The following is a 19,328-nucleotide window of genomic DNA, read 5'->3' on the forward strand; positions in this document are numbered from 1 at the left end:
TATCGACCGCCGATGCCGGTGCGTCAAGCAGAACCGGATGGCCGGCGGCGGTTGCGATAACGGCTATCGCGTCCGGCAGGGCACGACGCGCACGATCTTGCCGCTGACGGGATCGCGGCCGGCCCGGGCAGCAGCGCGCTTGACCGGACGGTGAAGCCGGCCCAACGTCCGCGTATGGGCTGCGCACAGACGAAAGGGGCGGCCGCGCCAGCTGTCAGCCGCCGCCGTTCCTGACCCGTTTGGGTTCCAAGACGGTTGCGCGGGTGGCCGGATCGCAGAAATTGGGCGGCCTGTTCGGGCTCCGCCAGCGCATACGCCGCAAAAACGGCGGACGGGTAGGGACGAAGTTCGAACCCGGAGCCATGCTGGCCTGATCGTTCGAGGCGAAGCCGGGGACGTGAATCAGCCAGCGGATAATGGCGGAGAGTTCGGGAGAAACTTCGAACCGGTCTCCGCAAGCGCACGACCGTGCGCCGGCCGGTCAGGCCGCCCCCGCGGAGCCAGCGAACGCAGTGAGCTTGGCGTGAGCGAAACAATGGCGGAGGGGGTGGGATTCGAACCCACGGAACGCTCGCACGCTCAACGGTTTTCAAGACCGCCGCAATCGACCACTCTGCCACCCCTCCGGCGTCCGTTAGATGGCACAGCGCCAACTGCCCCGCAAGGGCGCGGGCAGGGCGGCGGGACCGGGGCGACGAACGGGCATTTGTCGTTGGAACCTTGTCCGGCCTCGGCAATTATCCGTGTGCAAAGCTGATCCGGAATCCGATCCGGAGCGTATCTGTCGGCAAAGGCTCAAAGGAGGGAACTGGCCCATGAACCGTACTCGCTTCAACCGCATGTCCGCCGCCCGCGCCATCGCCGCAGGCGCACTGGCGGTTTTTGCCGCAATGCCGGCAACCGCTGCCGCCGAGCAGCTCTCCGGTCAGGCTCTGAAGGAGACGATCAACGGCAAGCGCGTCTATCTCGCCACGCCTTTCGGCGGCGAATTTCCCTTGCATTACAAGAGTAACGGCCAGGTGACCGGCGACGGCACCGCGCTCGGTCTCGGCCAGTACTTCGCGCCGCGCGAGACCGGGCGCTGGTTTGTGGAAGGCGACCAGCTCTGCCAGCAGTTCCCGACCTGGTATCGCGGCAAGCTGAGTTGCTTTACCTTGCGCAAGACCGGTGAGACCACGCTGCGCTGGCGCCGCGACGACGGCTATTCGGGCCGGGCACGCATCGAGGGCTGAGCGCGGCCAACGATCCGTTCATCACGCAATTTAACACAACGATAAGCGAGATGACCTAAGGTGGCGTTTTACGCGCCGCCGCCCTCTGGCAAGGCGCAGCAGCTTGGTGTAAGCGCCTTTGCCTATGGGGAATACATCCACATTGACACGTTTCGCGCGTCTGTGCGCACTCGGCGCCGTCGGCGTTGCGCTTTCGGGCTGCGGTTCGAACCTGACGCCGAAAGTCGCGCTGACCAGCGGCACCGAGAGCGTGGTCGCCACCAGCAGCGATGTGGTCAATCTTTCCAATCTGCCCGTCTTCACCCAAAATGCGGCGACCTCCGGCGAAGAGAGCTTTTCCGTCGCCGCCTATGGCGTTGCGGCCAGCCCGCGCGTCGCCTCGGGCACGCGCATCCAGCGCGGCGGCGGCCGGCAGATGGTCGGCCGACCCTACACGGTGCGCGGCCAGCGCTATTTTCCGACCGCCAATCAGCCCGCCGTCCAGCATGGCCGCGCGTCGTGGTATGGCGAGGCCTTCCACGGCCGCAAGACCGCCAACGGCGAAGTCTACGACATGAACCACCTGACGGCGGCGCACAAGACGATGCCGCTGCCGTCCTATGCGCGGGTGACCAACCGCGCCAACGGTCGCTCGGTTGTCGTGCGGGTCAACGATCGCGGCCCTTTTTCCAACAACCGCGTGATCGACCTGTCCAAGCGTGCCGCCTACATGCTTGACTACATCTCCGCGGGCACCGCCAACGTCCAGGTGGAGTATCTCGGCCCGGCACCGTTGCACGGACAGGACGATGAGTTCCTGATCGCATCGTTCCGCGGTGCACCGACGCTGGGCACGCCGCGCGGCGGCGGCGATCACAACCTGCCCGGCGTGCGCCAGCCGGGCGTGATGCTGGCCTCGAGCGGGCAGCAGCCCGCAGCCGAACGCTTTGGCGGTCCCGCTGCCCCGGCGCTGGAAGCGCCGGGATCGCTGCTGCGCCGCTCGGCACGCCCGGTGATCGGGCTCGATGCATCGGCCTATGCCGATGCGCGCGTGGCGGCCGCATTCGCGGCGCCTTGGGCACCAATGGCAACCGAAGGCTGGAAAGCCCGCTGAGTTTTTCCGGCGATCATGCCGGCTTGCCGCTTCCCATGAGACGCTGGACGCTCTAGGTTCGTCGCGACACCATCCCGTTGCCGATGAGTTTGATTTTTATGCGCTCTTTGCCGCGCGGCACCTTCGGAAGGCCGGCGATCACGATTGTCCTCTTGCTGATGGCAGCCGTATTGCTTTCGGCCGGACCCGCGCGCGCCCAGCTCTATGAAACGCCCGCCCGGCACGCCATGCTCCTTGATGTGGGCACCGGCACCATCCTATTCTCCAAGGACACCGATACGCCCATCCCGCCCGCCTCGCTTGCCAAGCTGATGACGATGGAAGTGGTCTTCCACGCCCTCAAATCCGGCCGGCTGACGCTGGAAGACCGGTTTCTGGTCAGCGAAAACGCCTGGCGTACCGGCGGCGCGGTGTCCGGCACATCGACCATGTTCGCCGAACTCAATTCGGAGATCGCGCTCGAGGATCTGATCCGCGGCGTCATCGTCCAGTCGGCCAACGATGGCTGCATTATCATCGCCGAGGGCATTGCCGGTTCGGAAGAGGCGTTCGCCCAACTGATGAACGACCGGGCCCGGGCGATCGGCATGACCGGCTCGAATTTCGTCAACTCGACCGGTCTGCCGGCCGACGGACAGACCGTGACGATCCGGGATCTGGTCACGCTGACACAGCACATGCAGCGCACCTATCCCGAGTTCTACCGCTACTACAGCGAGACCGAGTTCACCTGGAACGGCATCCGCCAGCGCAACCGCAACCCCTTGCTGCGGATGGACATCGGCGCCGACGGGATGAAGACCGGCTTCACCGAGGCATCGGGCTACGCGATCGTCGGTTCGGTCGCGCGCTCGGGACGACGCATGATCGTTGCGATGAGCGGGCTGGACTCCGAGCGCCAGCGCGCCGAGGAAGCGCGCAAGATGCTCGACTGGGGCATAAGGGCATTCGAGCCGCACAGCCTGTTCGAGGCCGGCGAGGAGATCGGAAATGTCCGGCTTTATGGCGGCGAACTGGCAACAGCACCGGTCAGGCTCGCCAAACCTCTGACCATATTGATGCCGCTGACGGGGCGGGACACGATGCGCGCGCAGATCGTCTTCGACGGCCCGGTGCCGGCGCCGGTCGAAGCGGGCGATCCGATCGCCAGGCTGCACATCTATTTCGGTGACGAACTGGCCCATGAGGCCGAACTCGAAGCGGCGCAGGCCGTCGGCAAAGGGCCCATCCACCGGCAGGCGCTCGATGCGCTTCTCGAAATGGCGATCGGATGGATACGCTTCTAAACGCCGTGCCGGAGACCGGCCGCAAGGCCCGCGCGCACGGCCATGACGGCCTTTTCATCACATTTGAAGGCGGTGAGGGGGTCGGCAAGTCCACCCAGATCCGTCTGCTCGCCGACCGCCTTGCAGAGCGCGGCCATGCCGTGCGGGTCTCGCGCGAGCCCGGCGGCACACCGGGCGCCGAGGCGGTGCGGCATGTGCTTCTGGACGAGGCGGCGCTTGAAAGCTTCGGCCCTGCGCTCGAGGCGCTGCTGTTTGCCGCCGCGCGCAGCGACCATGTGGAGCAGGTGATCCGGCCGGCGCTTGCACGCGGCGAAACGGTGCTGGTCGACCGCTTCATGGATTCAACGCGAGTCTATCAGGGTGTCAGCGGCGATCTCGATCCGGGCTTCGTCGCCGCCCTCGAGCGCGTGGCGATCCACGGCACGGTGCCGGACCTGACCATCATTCTCGACCTCGACCCGGAAACCGGGCTGGCGCGCGCCGATGCGCGGCGTGCGGAGAACACGGCGCAGGACCGGTTCGAAAAGGAAACGGTCGCGGTACACGAGGCACGCCGCAAGGCGTTTCGCGCCATCGCCGAGGCAGAACCGGACCGGTGCCGCATCGTCGATGCCGCTGGCGATCCGGAAACCGTCGGCGAGGCAATCTGGGCGCATGTGGCGCCGCTCGTCGCCGCCAACAGCGGTGGGGCAAACGTTTCATGACCGATCAACAGACGCCGGAGTATCACGACACGCTGGAAGGGATCGCGCCGCCCAGCGCGTCGACACGCCTTGTGGGTCATGAAACGGCCGTGGCGCAGATGCTGTCCATCGTGCGCTCGGGGCACCATGCCATCCTCTTGGACGGCGAACAGGGGATCGGCAAGGCGACGGCGGCATTCCATCTGGCGAACGCGCTTCTGGATGGCGCTTCGCTCTTGGACGAACGTCTGCCGGCGCCAAACCCGTCGTCGCCGGGCGTCCGGCAGGTGGCGCAGGGCGCCCATCCCAACCTCATTCATTTGACCCGGCCGCGCGCTGCGACCGGCACCGGCTTCAAGACCGCGATCACCATCGACGAGGTGCGGCGCGTCCAGCATTTCCTGTCGATGACCGCGAGCGTCGATCGGCCGCGCATCGTCATCGTCGATCCGGTCGGCGACATGCCGCGCGGGGCGGCCAATGCCCTTCTCAAAACACTTGAGGAACCACCGTTTAACACTTTGTTTTTGCTTGTATCACACGGCAGCGGCGGATTGCTTGCCACCATTCGCTCGCGCTGCCAGATCGTGCGGTTTGCGCCCTTGCCAGACAGCCAGGTCGAAGAGGTGATCACGCTCGCCGGGCAGGGGGCCGTCCCGGAATCGGATACCGGCCGGCTGGCGGCTTTGTCGGGCGGTCGTCCGCGCCTGGCACTGACTTTGGCGCTTTTCGGCGGAGCAGAACTGCGCGACAGCCTCGAAAAGCTGCTGGCCGCGCCGCGCTTCGACACGATGCTGGCGCACAGGCTGGCCGAAGTGGCAGGCGCCAAAGGCAACGACACCCACAACGCGCTGCTGCGCGAAATGGCTGTCGACATCGTCCGCAGCCGCGCGCGCAGCGCCGCGCTGTCGGGCGATCTGCGCGGCGCCGACCGGCTCGCTGCCTTCGAACGCGAACTGGCCCAGCGCTTCGCCGAGGCCGATGCGTTCGGCCTCGACCGCAAGCAGGAACTGCTGGTCGCCAGCGCGCGCATGCACGACGTTCTGGGCGGCGCCGGTCGCTGAAAAACCGTTGCTCCGGCGGTTTGAAATGCGCCGGAAATCGGATACATGCACGCCACGCTTTCCCGATTTGCGAACAAGTGGTTGCCGGCGCCCATGAGCGACACTTTCTACATCACCACGCCGATCTTCTACCCCAATGGCGTACCGCATATCGGCCATGCCTATACGGCGATCGCCACCGATGTGCTCGCGCGCTTCCAGCGGATCGACGGCAAGGATGTGTTCTTCCTGACCGGCACGGACGAACACGGCCAGAAGATGCAGCGCACGGCCGAGGAGCGCGGCATCACGCCGATCGCCCTGGCAGACGAGAACTCGGCGGTGTTCCGGTCGATGGTGGAGGAGTTCGGCTGCTCCAACGACGATTTCATCCGCACCACCGAGCCGCGTCATGCCGCCGCCTGCCAGGAACTGTGGCGCCGCATGGAAGCCAATGGCGACATCTACCTCGATACCTATGGCGGCTGGTACTCGGTGCGCCAGGAAGCCTATTTCGACGAAAGCGAGACCGAGATCGGCGACGATGGCGTGCGGCGCGAGCCGCTGGGCTCGGAAGTGGAATGGGTCGAGGAGGAGAGCTATTATTTCCGCCTGTCGGCCTATGGCGACCGGCTGCTCAAGCATTATGAGGACAATCCCGGCTTCATCGCGCCAAACGAGCGGCGCAACGAGGTGATCTCCTTCGTCAAGTCCGGCCTCAAGGATCTGTCGATCTCGCGCACCACCTTCGATTGGGGCATTCCGGTGCCCGGCAACGATGCCCATGTCATGTATGTCTGGGTCGACGCGTTGACCAACTACATCACGGCGGCCGGCTTTCCCGACACCGGTGCCGACAAATGGCGCTATTGGCCCGCCACGCACATCATCGGCAAGGACATCATCCGCTTCCACGCCGTCTACTGGCCGGCTTTCCTGATGTCGGCTGGCGTGGAACTGCCGGAACGAGTGTTCGCGCACGGCTTTCTGAACAATCGCGGTGAGAAGATGTCCAAGTCGGTCGGCAATGTGGTCGACCCGTTCGAGCTGCGCGACCGGTACGGGCTCGACCAGGTGCGCTACTTCTTCATGCGCGAGGTGCCGTTCGGCAATGACGGCAGCTACAGCCACGAGGCTATCGTCGCGCGCACCAATGCCGATCTCGCCAACGGGATTGGCAACCTGGCGCAGCGCTCGCTGTCGATGATCGCCAAGAACTGCGAGGGCAGGGTGCCCGACAATGGCGGACTGACGGACGACGATGAGGCGCTGATCGCGGCGACCGGCCCGGCGCTGGAGACCGCGCGCACGGCAATGGCCGAACAGGCGATCCACAAGGCGCTCGAAGCGATCTTCGCCGTCGTTGCCGAGGCCGACCGCTATATCGACGCCCAGGCGCCCTGGACGCTGCGCAAGACCGATCCCGAACGCATGAAGGCGGTGCTCTACACGATGGCCGAAACCGTGCGGCGCATCGCGCTGATGACGCAGCCGTTCATGCCCGATGCGTCGGCCAGGCTGCTCGATCTCGTCGCGGTGCCCGCCGGCAAGCGCACATTTGCCGATTTCGAGGCGCGGCTGGTGCCGGGCACCGAACTGCCCAAGCCGCAGGGCGTGTTTCCGCGCTATGTGGAGGACGAGGCGCAGGACGCCTGATGCCGACCCTCGTCGACAGCCACTGCCATCTTGATTTCGACACGTTCGCGCCGGAGCTGGACGCCGTCGTCGACCGTGCGCGGGCGGCGGGACTCGTGCGCATGGTGACGATCTCGACAAAAGTGCACCTGTTTGCCGAGCGCATCCTGCCGATCGCCGAGCGCTATGACGATGTGTTCTGCTCGGTCGGCACCCATCCGCACCATGCCGACAAGGAACTGGACGTCACCGCCGACGATCTGGTGCGGCTGTCGGATCACCAAAAGGTCGTCGCGATCGGCGAGGCGGGGCTCGACTATTTCTACGACAACAGCCCGCGTGAGGCGCAGGCCGAAGGCTTCCGCCGCCATATCGCCGCGGCGCGGGAGACCGGCCTGCCGCTGGTGATCCATTCGCGCGACGCAGATGACGACATGGCCAAGATCCTGACCGAAGAGACCGAAGGGAAGAGAGCGTTTCCATTCGTGCTGCACTGCTTTTCGTCGGGCCGCGCCCTTGCCGAAACCGGTGTCGCGCTGGGCGGCTATGTCTCGTTTTCCGGCATTGCGGCGTTCAAGCGCTCGGTCGAACTGCGCGACATCGCCCGCGACCTGCCGCGTGAGCGGATCCTCGTTGAAACCGACGCGCCTTATCTCGCGCCGCCGCCGCATCGCGGCCAGCGCAACGAACCGGCCTATGTAGCGCACACGGCAGCGATCCTTGCCGATCATCTGGGCGACGATGCCGACACTTTCGCCGCGCAGACGACCGAAAATTTCTATCGCCTGTTTGCCAAGGTGCCGCGCCATGACGGGTAACGCGAGCTGCACCGTGCGCGTGACCATATTGGGCTGCGGTTCGTCGCCCGGCGTGCCGCGCCCGAACGGCGATTGGGGCAAATGCAACCCGCACAATCCGAAGAACCGCCGCATGCGCGCGTCGATCCTCGTCGAGCGGGCCGGGCGATCGGGAACGACCAGCGTCGTCATCGATACCGGCCCCGATTTCCATGCGCAGATGCTGATGGCTGATGTCCGGCAGATCGACGCCATCGTCTATACGCACGCCCATGCGGACCACATTCACGGCGTCGACGATGTGCGGACCTTCGTGTTCGCCCAGGGCCAGATGATGCCGATCCATGCCGACGCGGCAACGGCCCATCGGCTGCACGAGGCGTTCGGCTATTGCTTTGCAACGCCGGACGGCAGCGCCTATCCGCCGATCCTGATCGATCACCGGATCGACCACGAAACGCCGTTCACGGTCCAAGGGCAGGGCGGCCCCCTCACCTTCGTGCCGCTGTACCAGCATCACGGTTCCATCCACTCACTGGGGTTCCGCATCGGCGATCTGGCCTATTGCCCGGACGTGTCGGCCTTTCCCGACGCGACGCTCGACAAGATGCGCGATCTCGACGTGCTGATCGTCGACGCGCTGCAATACCGCGAACACCCAAGCCATCTGTCGCTGGCACAGACGCTGGACGTCATCGACCGGATCAGGCCGAAGCGCGCATTCCTCACGCACATGCACATTCCGCTGGACTATGACGTGGTGCTGGCCGAAACGCCCGATCACGTCGAGCCGTGCTATGACGGGCTGGTGATCGAAACGGGAGGAACAATGCCATGACCCAAATCGTGGTCGTCTTCAAATCCGGCGCCGTGGTTCGCCTTGCCGCCGAGCCGGTCCAGGCCGACACGCTCATCGGTGCGTTCTACAGCGAATGGGATCAGGCGGGCGTCAATCTGGTTGGCAACCTGATGTATGGCGGCGGTTCGCCGTACCGGCTGCAAGCCTCCGAGATTGCCGGCATCTTCGTGGATCAGGACGACACGCCGTGACGCCCAAACCAGGATCGTCCATGGCGCGTGTCGCGGACGCTGCGGCGGCACTCGGGCTTTCAATCGAGCTCAAGGTGATGGATCAATCCACGCGCACCGCAGAGGATGCGGCGCGCGCCTGCGGCTGCGAGGTCGGCCAGATCGTCAAGTCGCTGGTTTTCGAGAACGCGGCCGACGGCGCGCTTGTCCTGTTGCTGGTCTCGGGCGGTCACAATGTGGATTTGGAATTTATTTCAGATTGTTACGGCTTGACTTTGAAGCGATGTGACGGCCGGCGTGTGCGCGACGAGACCGGCTTTGCCATCGGCGGCCTGGCACCGATCGGCCATCTGGCGCCGATCCCGATCTATATGGACACGACGCTTCTGGACTATGAGACGGTCTGGGCGGCGGCCGGAAGGCCCGACAGCGTCTTCAGCGTCGATCCGAATGCGTTGGCCAAGGCCATTGACGCCGAGAAGATCGACGTTGTGCCCAAGCTCTGAAACGCCATCCGGGCACACCTGTCAGTTCCATAATCCATCTTATGCGACAAATGTGTGCGTTGGTCTGGTGACGGGCGGACCGGCATCGCCTCGGTGCTGACGCCGGCCTGCCCTGCGCGCGCCGTCACATTTCCATGATCTCGGCGACCTCGACCGTGCCGCTGCCATCAGCGACCATCGGGCAGCCCTTGGCCATGGCGACTGCGGCATCGATGCCGCCGGCGCTGACGATGGTGAAGCCCGACAGAGGGTTGGCGCCGCCATCATCTGTGACGCCTGAGCCGCTGACGGTCTTCGACATGCCCACCGGATTGCCCGGATTGACGACGGCGTCACCCATCTCCTTGAACCAGGCTTCCCACTGCGCCATGACCTTGGCGCCTTCCTCGGGCGTGTCGGGCCTGTTGCCGCCATGATAGGCGAAGATGAAATGTGACATGATCGATCTCCTTGAATGTCGGATGATTTCGCCCGCCCAGCCGGGTGCCGAGCGGCGGGTTCATCAATACTGAACCATGTGGTTGATTAATAGGGCTGCGCCGTATTGTCAACCATATGGTTGAGTGATATGCCGGCCGCATGAATGCACTCGACACCACCTTTGCCGCGCTCAGCCACGAGGCGCGGCGCGCCATCCTGGCCAGGCTTGCCGATGGAGAAACCCGCCTGTCCGATCTCGCCGGCCCGTTTGCCATGTCCCAGACCGCCGTCTCCAAGCATGTGCGGGTTCTCAGCGATGCGGGCCTCGTCACCGTCGAACAGCGCGGACGCAGCCGCTATTGCCGGCTCAACGCGACGCCGATGAAGCAGGCGGCCGAGTGGCTGTCGGACTATGAGGCGTTCTGGGGCCAGCAGTTCGACAATCTGGCCCGCTATCTGGCCGAAAGCGGAGACTGAGATGCAGTTCGTTCAATCGCCTCCGGGCGACGACCCGATCGTGGTCGAAGGCTTCTTCGCCGCCTCGCCGGCCCGCGTCTTCAACGCCTGGACCAATCCGGACATCGTCATGAAATGGTTCGGTCTCGAGCCGAACTCGCTGCATTCGGCCGATATCGATTTGCGGCCCGGCGGCGCATGGCGCTTTCTGCATTCCAGAACCGCCGAACAGACCATGGGGTTTGAAGGCGCCTATGCGGAAATCGAGCCGGACGAGCGGCTGGTCTTTTCCTGGTCGCATGTGATCACCCGGGCCGATGGCGCCCGCGAGGCGACGCCGGAATCGCGGATCGAGGTGACGTTCACGCCCAAAGGTTCGGGCACGATGGTGCGGCTCGTCCATTCCGCCGTCCGGACCGAGGATGCGCGGCGCGGCATTGGCGGCGGCTGGGAGGCCTCGTTCGGATCGCTGCGCGACGTGCTGGCCGAATAGCTGTGCATAAGGACGCGCGCCGCCAAAAGGCGGCATGACAGTACGGGCGACCCGCCGCAGTTTGCGGCCATGGAACCCTCCCGCGACATCGACCGACTGATCGAGATCATGGCCCGCCTGCGCGACCCCGAAACGGGTTGCCCGTGGGATGTCGAGCAGACATTTGCGACGATCGCGCCCTATACGATCGAGGAAGCCTATGAGGTGGCCGACGCGATCGAACGCGACGACATGATCGATCTGGTCGACGAACTGGGCGATCTCCTGTTGCAGGTCGTCTTCCACGCGCGGATGGCCGAGGAAGCCGGCACCTTCGATTTCGGCGCCGTGGTCGAGGCGATCACCCGCAAGATGATCCGCCGGCATCCCCATGTCTTCGGCGACGACACGGTGCGCAGCAAAAAGCTCGCCAAGGGCATGTGGGAGAAGATCAAGGCCGGCGAAAAGGCCGAGCGCGTGGCGGCACACAAGGCGGCCGGCACCGCCGACGGGTCGGACGAAACCCCGTCTCTGCTGGACGATGTGCCGCGCGCCCTGCCCGCCCTGATGCGCGCCCTGAAGCTGCAAAAGCGTGCCGCCAATGTCGGCTTCGACTGGGACACCGCGCCGCCGATCCTTGCCAAGATTCGCGAGGAAACCGAGGAACTGGCCGAGGTGATGGACGAGGCCGATCCCGACCGCATTCGCGAGGAGTATGGCGACCTGCTTTTCGCGATGGTCAATCTTGGCCGGCATCTCGATCTCGAACCCGAGGCCGCGCTGACCGAAGCCAACGCCAAATTCGCGCGCCGTTTCAAACGGATCGAGGAAGAGCTGTCGGCGCGCGGCTCGTCGGTCGAAGCCGCCGATCTTGCCGAGATGGATGCGATCTGGAACGCGGTCAAAAAGGCGGAAAACCCGGCCTGACGACGGCTGTTACCCGGTCTTCTCGGTAACCCGCGCCGTCCGTCGATCATAGGCATCGGCGGTGTCTCGCGTCATCTGCACGCTGACCGAGACGCTGCCATCGTCGCCGTCCTGCCGGTCGCGGACAACCGCGTTCTCGTACAGCCACGCGACATCGGCGAACCGGGCGGCGGGTACCGTAAATTGCCGGGTCACCAGCGCTCCGGCAATGCGTTCCTCGATCAGCGCCAGAAGCGCATCCATCCCCTCGCCGGTCAGCGCCGACACGGCCACCTGGCCCTGCCCGGACACCCTGGCCGAGAGCGCGGCGCGGGCATCTTCGCCCAGCGCATCGGTCTTGTTGTGCACCTCGATCACATGCTCGTCGTCCGGCGTCACGTCGAGCTCGGCAAGAACGGCGCGCACGTCTGAACTCTGCGCCGCCGCCTGCGGATCGGACGCGTCATGAACATGGACGATCAGGTCGGCTTCCTCGACCTCTTCGAGCGTCGCGCGGAACGCGGCCACCAGATGCGTCGGCAGGTCGGAGATGAAGCCGACCGTGTCTGACAGAATGATCTCGGTCCCGCCCGGCAGGCGCACGCGGCGCAAGGTCGGATCAAGCGTGGCGAACAGCATGTCCTCGGCCATGACGGCGGCGCCCGTCAGCCGGTTGAACAGGGTCGACTTGCCGGCATTGGTGTAGCCGACCAGCGCCACCACCGGCAGCGGCACCTTNGTCGCGCAGGATGCGCCGGTCGGCCTCGATCTGCGTTTCGCCGGGACCGCCCAGGAACCCTGCCCCGCCGCGCTGGCGCTCAAGGTGCGTCCATGAGCGCACGAGGCGTCCGCGCTGATAGTTCAGATGCGCCAGTTCGACCTGAAGCGAGCCCTCTTTCGTGCGCGCCCGGCGCCCGAAAATTTCGAGGATCAGTCCGGTGCGGTCGAGCACCTTGGCGTTCCACGCCTTTTCGAGATTGCGCTGCTGAACCGGCGTCAGCGCGTGGTCGACAACCACCAGTCCGGCTTCGTGCGCCGCGATCACGCCCGCCAGTTCAGCGACCTTGCCCGAGCCGATCAGCGTCGCCGGAACGGGCTTGGCGACCGGCACCACCATCTGGTCGGCGATCACCAGGTCGATGGCGCGCGCGAGACCGGCGGCCTCGGCCAGCCGCTCGCCCGCCGTCCGCACCGGCAACCCGGCCCGATCGGCATCATTGTCCCGTTTGGCGATGTCGGGCGCCAGCACGACGGCACGCGTCGGCTCGCCGCGGCGGTCCACGCCGCCGCCGCGCCCCTGCTTCATCGTCTCTGGCCGGGAAACGCGCTGCGTCACTCGGGCTTCTGGCTCGCGCTTTCGCTGTCGAACAGCTGCACGGGCTGGCTCGGCATGATCGTCGATATGGCGTGCTTGTAGACGAGCTGCGCGCTTCCATCCCGGCGCAGCAACACACAGAAATTGTCGAACGACGTCACGACACCGGTCAGCTTAACGCCGTTGACCAGGAAGATGGTCAGCGGGATTTTCTGTTTTCTGACTGCGTTGAGAAACTGGTCTTGAAGGTTCTGCGACCTTTCGGCCATTCCTGATGCCCCACTTCGGTGCTTTTTGTTTATCGTATCACTATCCTGCGACCGCCGCTCAACGGCCCGATTTTGCGACAATGGCTGGCCATCTGTGACAGTTTCGACTGTCTCATGATGAGATTTGCGAAAAGATCACCGCTTTTCAAGGGAAAGCGAGCCGGCAACAGCGATTTTTTCGGCCGCACCGAAGAAAGCCCGCCCCAGCTGGCGTGCCGTTTCTCCCGGATGACCATTGGCGACCGGCGCACCGTCAATGCTCGTCACCGGCATGATCTGCGAGGTCGCAGACGTCATGAACGCCTCCCGCGCCGCCATGGCTTCGGCAACGGTAAAACCACGTTCCTCGACGGCCAGGCCCAGTTTCGCCGCCGCCTCGAGCGCGGTCGCACGTGTCACACCGCGCAGGATGCCGTTTTCGGCGGGACGGGTGACCAGCACATTGTCCATCGTCACGATCCAGGCATTGGTGGCCGCGCCCTCGGTGACCATGCCGTCCTCGTCGATCATCCAGGCTTCGGCCGCGCCGCTGTCGCGCGCCTGCTGCCGCGCCAGAACGTTGGGCAGCAGGCCGATCGTCTTGATGTCCACCCGGTCCCAGCGATTGTCGGGCACGGTGATCACGGCGACACCCTTTTCGGCCTTTTCGGCGAACGCCCGGCGGTCGGTCGATTTGGCTGTCACGACGAGCGCCGTCGGCGTGCCGGGAGGCGGGAACGGATGGTCGCGGCGTGCCACACCGCGCGTCACCTGCAGGTAGACCAGCCCGTCGCGCACTCGGTTCCGGCTTGTCACTTCGATCATGATCCGGCCGAGCGCGTCGCGGCCCACGGGCCAGGCCATCGCCAGTTCGCTCAACGAGCGGTCCAGCCGGTCCAGATGTCGCGTCCGATCGATGATGAAGCCGCCGGAAACCTCGCACACCTCATAGACGCCGTCGGAAAACTGGTAGCCGCGATCCTCCACATGCACCTGGGCTTGCGCATGCGGCACATAGCGGCCGTTGACATAGGCAATGCGTGACATCCGTCCCCTTCCCTTTCGTGCGCGGCGGCGCTCTCAGAAGAACTGCAGGCTGACGCGGAACAGCTGCTCGACCTTCTTGACCGCCGATGTCTTGGCGAAGATCACCACGCGGTCATGTGCCTTGATGCGGGTTTCGCCGTCCGGCTTGACCACTTCGCCGTCCCGGTAGAGCGCACCGATCCGGATGTCCTCGGGCAGATCGAGTTCGCGCAGCGGCACGCCGACAAGCGGCGAAGTCTCAAGCGCCTCGGCCTCCAGCACCTCCGCCTGACCCTTCTGCACCGAGTGGACCTGGCGGATGCGGCCGCGGCGCATATGCTGCAGCACGCGCGAGATCGTCACCGCACGCGGGTTGATGTGCGCGTCGATGCCGAGCGTCGAGGTGAAGCTCTGATAGCCAAGATCATTGATCAGGCTCATCGTCGCATCGCACCCCAGCTTCTTGGCCATGACCGCCGACAGAACGTTGACCTGGTCGTCATTGGTCAGCGTGACCATCAGTTCGGCGTCCTGAATGTCGGCTTCGTGCAGGATCTGCTGGTCGAGCGCGCTGCCATGCAGCACGATCGTGCGGCGCAGCGTGTCGGCGACGCTGATCGCGCGTTCGCGATTGTGCTCGATGATCTTGACATTGGTGCGCGCGCCGCTGCGTTCCAGTTCGGTGGCGACGAAATGGCCGATATTGCCGCCGCCGGCGATGACGATCCGCCGCGCCTCGGTTTCCTCATGCCCGAACAGCGACAGGGTCCGCCGCACCTGGTCGCGATTTGAGATCACATAGACCAGATCGTCGACGAGAAGCTGGTCCGCCGAATGGGGCACGAACAGTTTCTCGTTGCGCCAGACGCCCACGACCGTCGCGCTGAGATCGGGGAACAAATCGGTCAGCTGGCTCAGCGGCGTGTTGATGACCGGGCAATCCTCGCGGCACTCGATCGCCATCATCGTCACATTGTCGTCGGCGAACTGGACGACATCGGTGGCACCGGGCAGCGCGATGCGCTTGAGCACAACCTCGCCGACTTCCTTTTCCGGCGAGATGATGACGTCGATCGGCAGATGGTCGCGCGAGAACAGATCGCCGAAATGGGCGCCCAGATAGGATTGCGCACGCACGCGCGCGATCTTGGTCGGCACGTCGAACAGCGAGTGCGCCACCTGGCAGGCGGTCATGTTGACCTCGTCATAGAGCGTGACCGCGATGATCATTTCGGCCTGGTCGGCGCCGGCGGCAGCCAGCACGTCCGGGTGGCTGCCATGGCCGACGATGCCGCGCACATCGAGCGTGTCGCGCACCCGCTGGATCAGGTTCTGGGAGGTGTCGATGACCGAGACGTCATTGTCCTCGCTGGCCAGCCGCTCGGCGATGCCGAACCCGACCTGACCGGCGCCGCAGATGATGACGCGCATCTAGATCACACTCCCAAGGATTTGAGTTTGCGGTGCAAGGCGGAGCGTTCCATACCAATGAACTCGGCGGTGCGCGAGATGTTTCCGCCAAAGCGCGATATCTGCGCCAGCAGATAGTCGCGCTCGAAGCGCTCCCGCGCCTCGCGCAGCGGCAGCGACATGATGTGCGTATCCTCCGCCGTCGGCGCCTTGGGCAGGTTTTCGCTCAGTTCGGCGGGCAGCATGTCCGGCGAGATCATCCGGTCGTCCGGTTCGTCGCGCGCCAGGATCAGCACGCGCTCGACCGTGTTGCGCAACTGGCGGATGTTGCCCGGCCAGGAATGCGCCTGCAGCACGGCCATCGCCTCGTCGTCGATCATGCGGGGACGGATGCCGGTCTGGGCGCTGATCTGCTTGACGAAACCGTCCACCAGCATGGCGATATCCTCGCGCCGCTCGGCAAGCCCCGGCACCGCGACGGGCACCACCGCCAGCCGGCTGTAGAGATCGCGCCGGAACCGGTCCTCGGCGATCAGCGCTTCAAGATCGAAGGCGGTCGATGAAATGATGCGCACATCGACATTGACCCGCCGGACACCGCCGACGCGCTCGAATTCCTGTTCCACCAGCACGCGCAATATCTTCGACTGGGTCTCGCGCGGCATGTCGGCGACTTCGTCGAGATAGAGAATGCCGCCATGGGCCTGTTCGAGCGCGCCGACCTTGCGCTCGGCGCCGTTGGCCTCGGTGCCGAACAGCTCGATCTCCATGCGGCTGGGCGTGATCGCCGCCGCGTTGAGCGCGACGAACGGGCCCGCCGACCGGTCCGAGGCCGCATGGATTGCGCGGGCAACCAGTTCCTTGCCGCAGCCGGACGGCCCGGTGATCATCACCCGGCTGTTGGTCGGCGCCACCCGGCCGATGGCCTGGCGCAGCGTGTTCATCGCCGGCGACTGGCCGGTCAGTTCTCCCTGATCGCTCGAATGGCGCTTCAGCGCGGCGATCTCGCGTTTGAGCGCATGGGCTTCCAGCGCACGTTCGGCGACAAGGATCAGCCGGTCCGCCTTGAACGGCTTTTCGATGTAATCGTAGGCGCCGCGCTTGATCGCCGACACCGCGGTTTCGATGTTGCCATGGCCGGAGATCATCACCACCGGCAGGCCCGGATGCATTTGCTGGATGACATCGAGCAGTTCGAGCCCGTCGAGCTTGCTGCCCTGCAGCCAGATGTCGAGGAAGATCAGCCGCGGCACGCGGTCGGAAATGGCCGCCAGCGCTGAATCGCTGTCATGGGCGGTACGCGTCTCGTAGCCCTCATCGTCCAGAATGCCCGAAACGATGTCGCGGATATCGTCTTCATCGTCGATGACGAGAACGTCGGCTTTCATGGGGCTGCCTCCGGGTGTCCCTTGGACGGCGCGCCGGGGCGCGCCGCGTCCGTTTCGGGTTCTTCTTTTGTGATGCGGGCATCGGAAACCCCTGCCCCGCCGCGAGCCGGAAAGACCAGCCGCACCAGGGCGCCGATGCCATTGTGGAAATCGTCGGGCGCGTCATGCAGCTCCAGCGCGCCCGCATGGTCTTCCATGACCTTGCGCACGATGGCGAGCCCGAGACCCGTGCCCTTTTCGCGCGTCGTCATATAGGGTTCGAGAAGCTTCTGCCGGTTCTGGCGCGGCAGGCCGCGGCCATTGTCGATCACATCGACATGGATGTGCGCGCCATCGTCCGTGCGGTAGGCCCGCACGAGGATATGACCGGCAATGCCCTCGTCCTGATGACCGGCCAGCCGCGCTTCGATGGCTTCCGAAGCGTTCTTGATGACGTTGCCGATCGCCTGGCCGACCAGACGCGCATCGAAGACCGCCGGCAGCGCCTCGTCCGGCAGGTCCCGCTCCACGGTGATCTCGTTGCGGCTGACCTCGACGAGAAACGCCGCCTCGCGGATTGTCTCGCGCAGGTCCTGACCGGTCATCACAGGTTTGGGCATGCGCGCGAACGACGAGAATTCGTCCACCATGCGGCCGATATCGCCCACCTGCCGGATGATCGTGTCGGTGCACTGGTCGAACACCTCCCGGTCGTCGTCGGCGATCGCCTTGCCGTAACGGCGCTTGATCCGCTCGGCGGACAGCTGGATCGGCGTCAGCGGGTTTTTGATTTCGTGCGCGATTCGGCGGGCGACATCGGCCCAGGCGCTCGAGCGTTGTGCGTCGACCAGATCGGAAATGTCGTCGACCGTGACGACATGCGTGCGCGCCGGCTTTCCGGCCTGGCCGGCGGGCTGGCGGTCGAAATTGACCTGGATGTTGAGCACGCGCTCGCGCCCGTTGCGATCGATGTAGGAGACCGGGGCGCGATAGTCGGCGCGGCGCGATTCGATTGCCTTGACGAAGCCGGCATGGACGGGCGGCGCCACATCCTTGAGCGTCGCGCCGGCGGCGATCGGCTTGCCGCCATTGAGGATGTTGGCCGCCGAGCGGTTGGCCACCGAGATGCGTGCGCGGTCGTCGACGCCCAGAACGCCGGCGGAGACGCCCGACAAGACCGCTTCCGAAAAGCGGCGCCGCTTGTCGATGACATCCTTGGCACTCAAAATCTCGTCGCGCTGGCTCTTGAGCTGCCCGAGCATGTCGTTGAACGTCTCGCCCAGATGGGCGACGTCACCATCCGACGCGCGCACAGGGACGCGCACCTCCAGATTGCCGCGCCCCACCTCGTCCGACGCGTTGATCAGCTGCCGGATGGGCCGGACGATCCGGTTGGCGACCGCGATCCCGGTCCAGATCGCCGACAGCAGCAGGATCAGCGTCAGCCCGAAGTAAAGCAGCGCGAAGGCGAGTTGCAGCGTGCCCTGGTTGGCATCGAGGTTCTGGTACTCGGCGCGGTTCTGCTGCATCAGCCGCACCGCATCGAGCGCATCGGCGTCAATCGTGCGGAGCGTGTAGAGCAGCGCATTGTCGATCTCGCGCAACTGGATCACCGCGCCGACAAGGTTGGTCGTGCCCGGCGGGATGATCACCGGCTTGCCGTCGGCGGCCGCGTCCAGCGCATCCTGCGGCGGCAGGGGCAGCGGCCGGTCCACGTCGATGTCGGCGGACTGGATGACGCTGCCGTCCGGGCGGATGACGGATGCGCCCAGAAGCGCCCGGCCCAGCGCCTGCTGGGTCAGGAAGCGTCGAAATCCGGTGCGGTCCAGATTGAACAGGCGCCGCTGGGAATCGAGCGCGAACGCCATGTTGATGGTCGAATCGCGCAGGTTCACCGCCGTCTCGTTCACATAGGATTCGGCGACCTGGATGGAGCTGTCGACGATCGTGCGGGTACGGATTTCGAACCAGCGGTCGAGACCGAGATCGAGCGTGATCGCGGCAACGAGCGCGACGACGATCGCCGGTGCGGCAGCGACAACCGAGAACATGGCGACGATGCGCACATGCAGCCGGGCCGCCGCCCTGCCCGCGCGGCGTGCCTGCCATATGTTGCGCAACTCCAGCCCGATCAGCAGCAGCAGCGCAGCGACGAACAGGCCGTTGATGACGATGGCGCCGACCGTAACCCGGTTGTCCGGCCGGATCGGTGTCAGGCCGATCAGGATTATGAAGGAGACCGTCGCGGTCAGAAGAGCGGCTGCAACCAGCGCGATCCCCCCGGCAGGGCTGACATGCCCGCCGCCGAAGGTCCGCGTTATCGCCGAACGGGGAGCGCTCTGTTCCGCCGAAACCATGCCTGCCTCATCGCCCCCGCGCCAGCGTCGCATTTGCGCAACACATT

Annotated in this window: 19 protein-coding genes, 1 tRNA gene and 1 pseudogene; 13 read left to right on the top strand and 8 right to left on the bottom strand. The window is 65.4% G+C overall.

What is annotated here, in order from left to right; genetic code table 11:
* Positions 1 to 536 precede the first annotated feature (536 nt).
* A tRNA-Ser gene (locus DEM25_RS02425) sits at positions 537 to 626 on the bottom strand.
* A gap of 189 nt (positions 627 to 815) precedes the next feature.
* On the opposite strand from DEM25_RS02425, the gene DEM25_RS02430 reads away from it, so the two are divergent.
* The 10 genes from DEM25_RS02430 to DEM25_RS02475 all read left to right on the top strand — a co-directional run bounded on the left by DEM25_RS02430 (position 816) and on the right by DEM25_RS02475 (position 9,304).
* Positions 816 to 1,232 (top strand): hypothetical protein, encoded by a 417-nt coding sequence (locus DEM25_RS02430; protein WP_245412730.1) that lies wholly within the window; start codon positions 816 to 818, stop codon positions 1,230 to 1,232.
* Positions 1,233 to 1,374: 142 nt separating this feature from the next.
* A complete protein-coding gene (locus DEM25_RS18470) occupies positions 1,375 to 2,325 on the top strand; it encodes a septal ring lytic transglycosylase RlpA family protein (protein ID WP_439650643.1) in 951 nt (316 codons plus the stop codon).
* Between the two features lie 158 nt (positions 2,326 to 2,483).
* A complete protein-coding gene (locus tag DEM25_RS02440) occupies positions 2,484 to 3,611 on the top strand; it encodes a D-alanyl-D-alanine carboxypeptidase family protein (RefSeq protein WP_245412731.1) in 1,128 nt (375 codons plus the stop codon).
* On the top strand, positions 3,596 to 4,315 hold the full coding sequence (gene tmk, locus DEM25_RS02445) for a dTMP kinase (RefSeq protein WP_109767131.1): 720 nt from the start codon (positions 3,596 to 3,598) through the stop codon (positions 4,313 to 4,315). Before DEM25_RS02440 ends, tmk begins: the two co-directional genes overlap by 16 nt.
* Positions 4,312 to 5,358 (top strand): DNA polymerase III subunit delta', encoded by a 1,047-nt coding sequence (locus DEM25_RS02450; protein ID WP_109767130.1) that lies wholly within the window; start codon positions 4,312 to 4,314, stop codon positions 5,356 to 5,358. The genes tmk and DEM25_RS02450 overlap by 4 nt, the downstream gene beginning before the upstream one ends.
* A gap of 93 nt (positions 5,359 to 5,451) precedes the next feature.
* On the top strand, positions 5,452 to 6,993 hold the full coding sequence (gene metG, locus DEM25_RS02455; RefSeq protein WP_109767205.1) for a methionine--tRNA ligase: 1,542 nt from the start codon (positions 5,452 to 5,454) through the stop codon (positions 6,991 to 6,993).
* Positions 6,993 to 7,790, top strand: coding sequence for a TatD family hydrolase (locus DEM25_RS02460; protein ID WP_109767129.1), 798 nt, complete (start codon positions 6,993 to 6,995; stop codon positions 7,788 to 7,790). The genes metG and DEM25_RS02460 overlap by 1 nt, the downstream gene beginning before the upstream one ends.
* Positions 7,780 to 8,607 carry an MBL fold metallo-hydrolase gene (locus DEM25_RS02465; RefSeq protein WP_109767128.1) on the top strand — a complete coding sequence of 276 codons (828 nt, stop codon included), beginning with the start codon at positions 7,780 to 7,782 and terminating at the stop codon, positions 8,605 to 8,607. The genes DEM25_RS02460 and DEM25_RS02465 overlap by 11 nt, the downstream gene beginning before the upstream one ends.
* The gene (locus DEM25_RS02470) at positions 8,604 to 8,819 is read left to right on the top strand and encodes a hypothetical protein (RefSeq protein WP_109767127.1); all 216 of its coding nucleotides are present in this window, start codon (positions 8,604 to 8,606) and stop codon (positions 8,817 to 8,819) included. Before DEM25_RS02465 ends, DEM25_RS02470 begins: the two co-directional genes overlap by 4 nt.
* Positions 8,816 to 9,304: a YbaK/EbsC family protein gene (locus tag DEM25_RS02475; RefSeq protein ID WP_439650644.1), complete on the top strand. Its 489-nt coding sequence runs from the start codon at positions 8,816 to 8,818 to the stop codon at positions 9,302 to 9,304. Before DEM25_RS02470 ends, DEM25_RS02475 begins: the two co-directional genes overlap by 4 nt.
* 124 nt (positions 9,305 to 9,428) lie before the next feature.
* Here DEM25_RS02475 and DEM25_RS02480 read toward each other — a convergent pair whose 3' ends face one another.
* Positions 9,429 to 9,743 carry a YciI family protein gene (locus tag DEM25_RS02480; RefSeq protein WP_109767125.1) on the bottom strand — a complete coding sequence of 105 codons (315 nt, stop codon included), beginning with the start codon at positions 9,741 to 9,743 and terminating at the stop codon, positions 9,429 to 9,431.
* Positions 9,744 to 9,883: 140 nt separating this feature from the next.
* On the opposite strand from DEM25_RS02480, the gene DEM25_RS02485 reads away from it, so the two are divergent.
* From DEM25_RS02485 to mazG, 3 genes are all read left to right on the top strand, one after another.
* Positions 9,884 to 10,201 carry an ArsR/SmtB family transcription factor gene (locus tag DEM25_RS02485; RefSeq protein WP_109767124.1) on the top strand — a complete coding sequence of 106 codons (318 nt, stop codon included), beginning with the start codon at positions 9,884 to 9,886 and terminating at the stop codon, positions 10,199 to 10,201.
* Between the two features lies 1 nt (position 10,202).
* Positions 10,203 to 10,673: an SRPBCC family protein gene (locus DEM25_RS02490; protein WP_158585141.1), complete on the top strand. Its 471-nt coding sequence runs from the start codon at positions 10,203 to 10,205 to the stop codon at positions 10,671 to 10,673.
* A gap of 69 nt (positions 10,674 to 10,742) precedes the next feature.
* On the top strand, positions 10,743 to 11,579 hold the full coding sequence (gene mazG, locus DEM25_RS02495) for a nucleoside triphosphate pyrophosphohydrolase (RefSeq protein WP_109767122.1): 837 nt from the start codon (positions 10,743 to 10,745) through the stop codon (positions 11,577 to 11,579).
* A 9-nt stretch (positions 11,580 to 11,588) separates the two neighbouring features.
* Here mazG and DEM25_RS02500 read toward each other — a convergent pair.
* The 6 genes and pseudogenes from DEM25_RS02500 to DEM25_RS02525 form a co-directional block, all read right to left on the bottom strand.
* A pseudogene (locus DEM25_RS02500) lies at positions 11,589 to 12,864 on the bottom strand (HflX GTPase family protein).
* A gap of 26 nt (positions 12,865 to 12,890) precedes the next feature.
* On the bottom strand, positions 12,891 to 13,142 hold the full coding sequence (hfq, locus tag DEM25_RS02505) for an RNA chaperone Hfq (protein WP_109767121.1): 252 nt from the start codon (positions 13,140 to 13,142) through the stop codon (positions 12,891 to 12,893).
* A 135-nt stretch (positions 13,143 to 13,277) separates the two neighbouring features.
* Positions 13,278 to 14,168 (bottom strand): D-amino-acid transaminase, encoded by an 891-nt coding sequence (locus DEM25_RS02510; protein WP_109767120.1) that lies wholly within the window; start codon positions 14,166 to 14,168, stop codon positions 13,278 to 13,280.
* 33 nt (positions 14,169 to 14,201) lie between these two features.
* The gene (trkA, locus tag DEM25_RS02515; protein WP_109767119.1) at positions 14,202 to 15,578 is read right to left on the bottom strand and encodes a Trk system potassium transporter TrkA; all 1,377 of its coding nucleotides are present in this window, start codon (positions 15,576 to 15,578) and stop codon (positions 14,202 to 14,204) included.
* Between the two features lie 5 nt (positions 15,579 to 15,583).
* Entirely contained in the window at positions 15,584 to 16,945 is a 1,362-nt protein-coding gene (gene ntrX / locus DEM25_RS02520; protein ID WP_109767118.1) for a nitrogen assimilation response regulator NtrX, read from the bottom strand.
* Complete coding sequence (locus tag DEM25_RS02525; protein ID WP_109767203.1) at positions 16,942 to 19,281, bottom strand: sensor histidine kinase NtrY-like; 2,340 nt, start codon at positions 19,279 to 19,281, stop codon at positions 16,942 to 16,944. Before DEM25_RS02525 ends, ntrX begins: the two co-directional genes overlap by 4 nt.
* Positions 19,282 to 19,328 lie beyond the last annotated feature (47 nt).

The organism is Oceaniradius stylonematis (genome assembly GCF_003149475.2).
GTDB lineage: Bacteria > Pseudomonadota > Alphaproteobacteria > Rhizobiales > Rhizobiaceae > Roseitalea > Roseitalea stylonematis.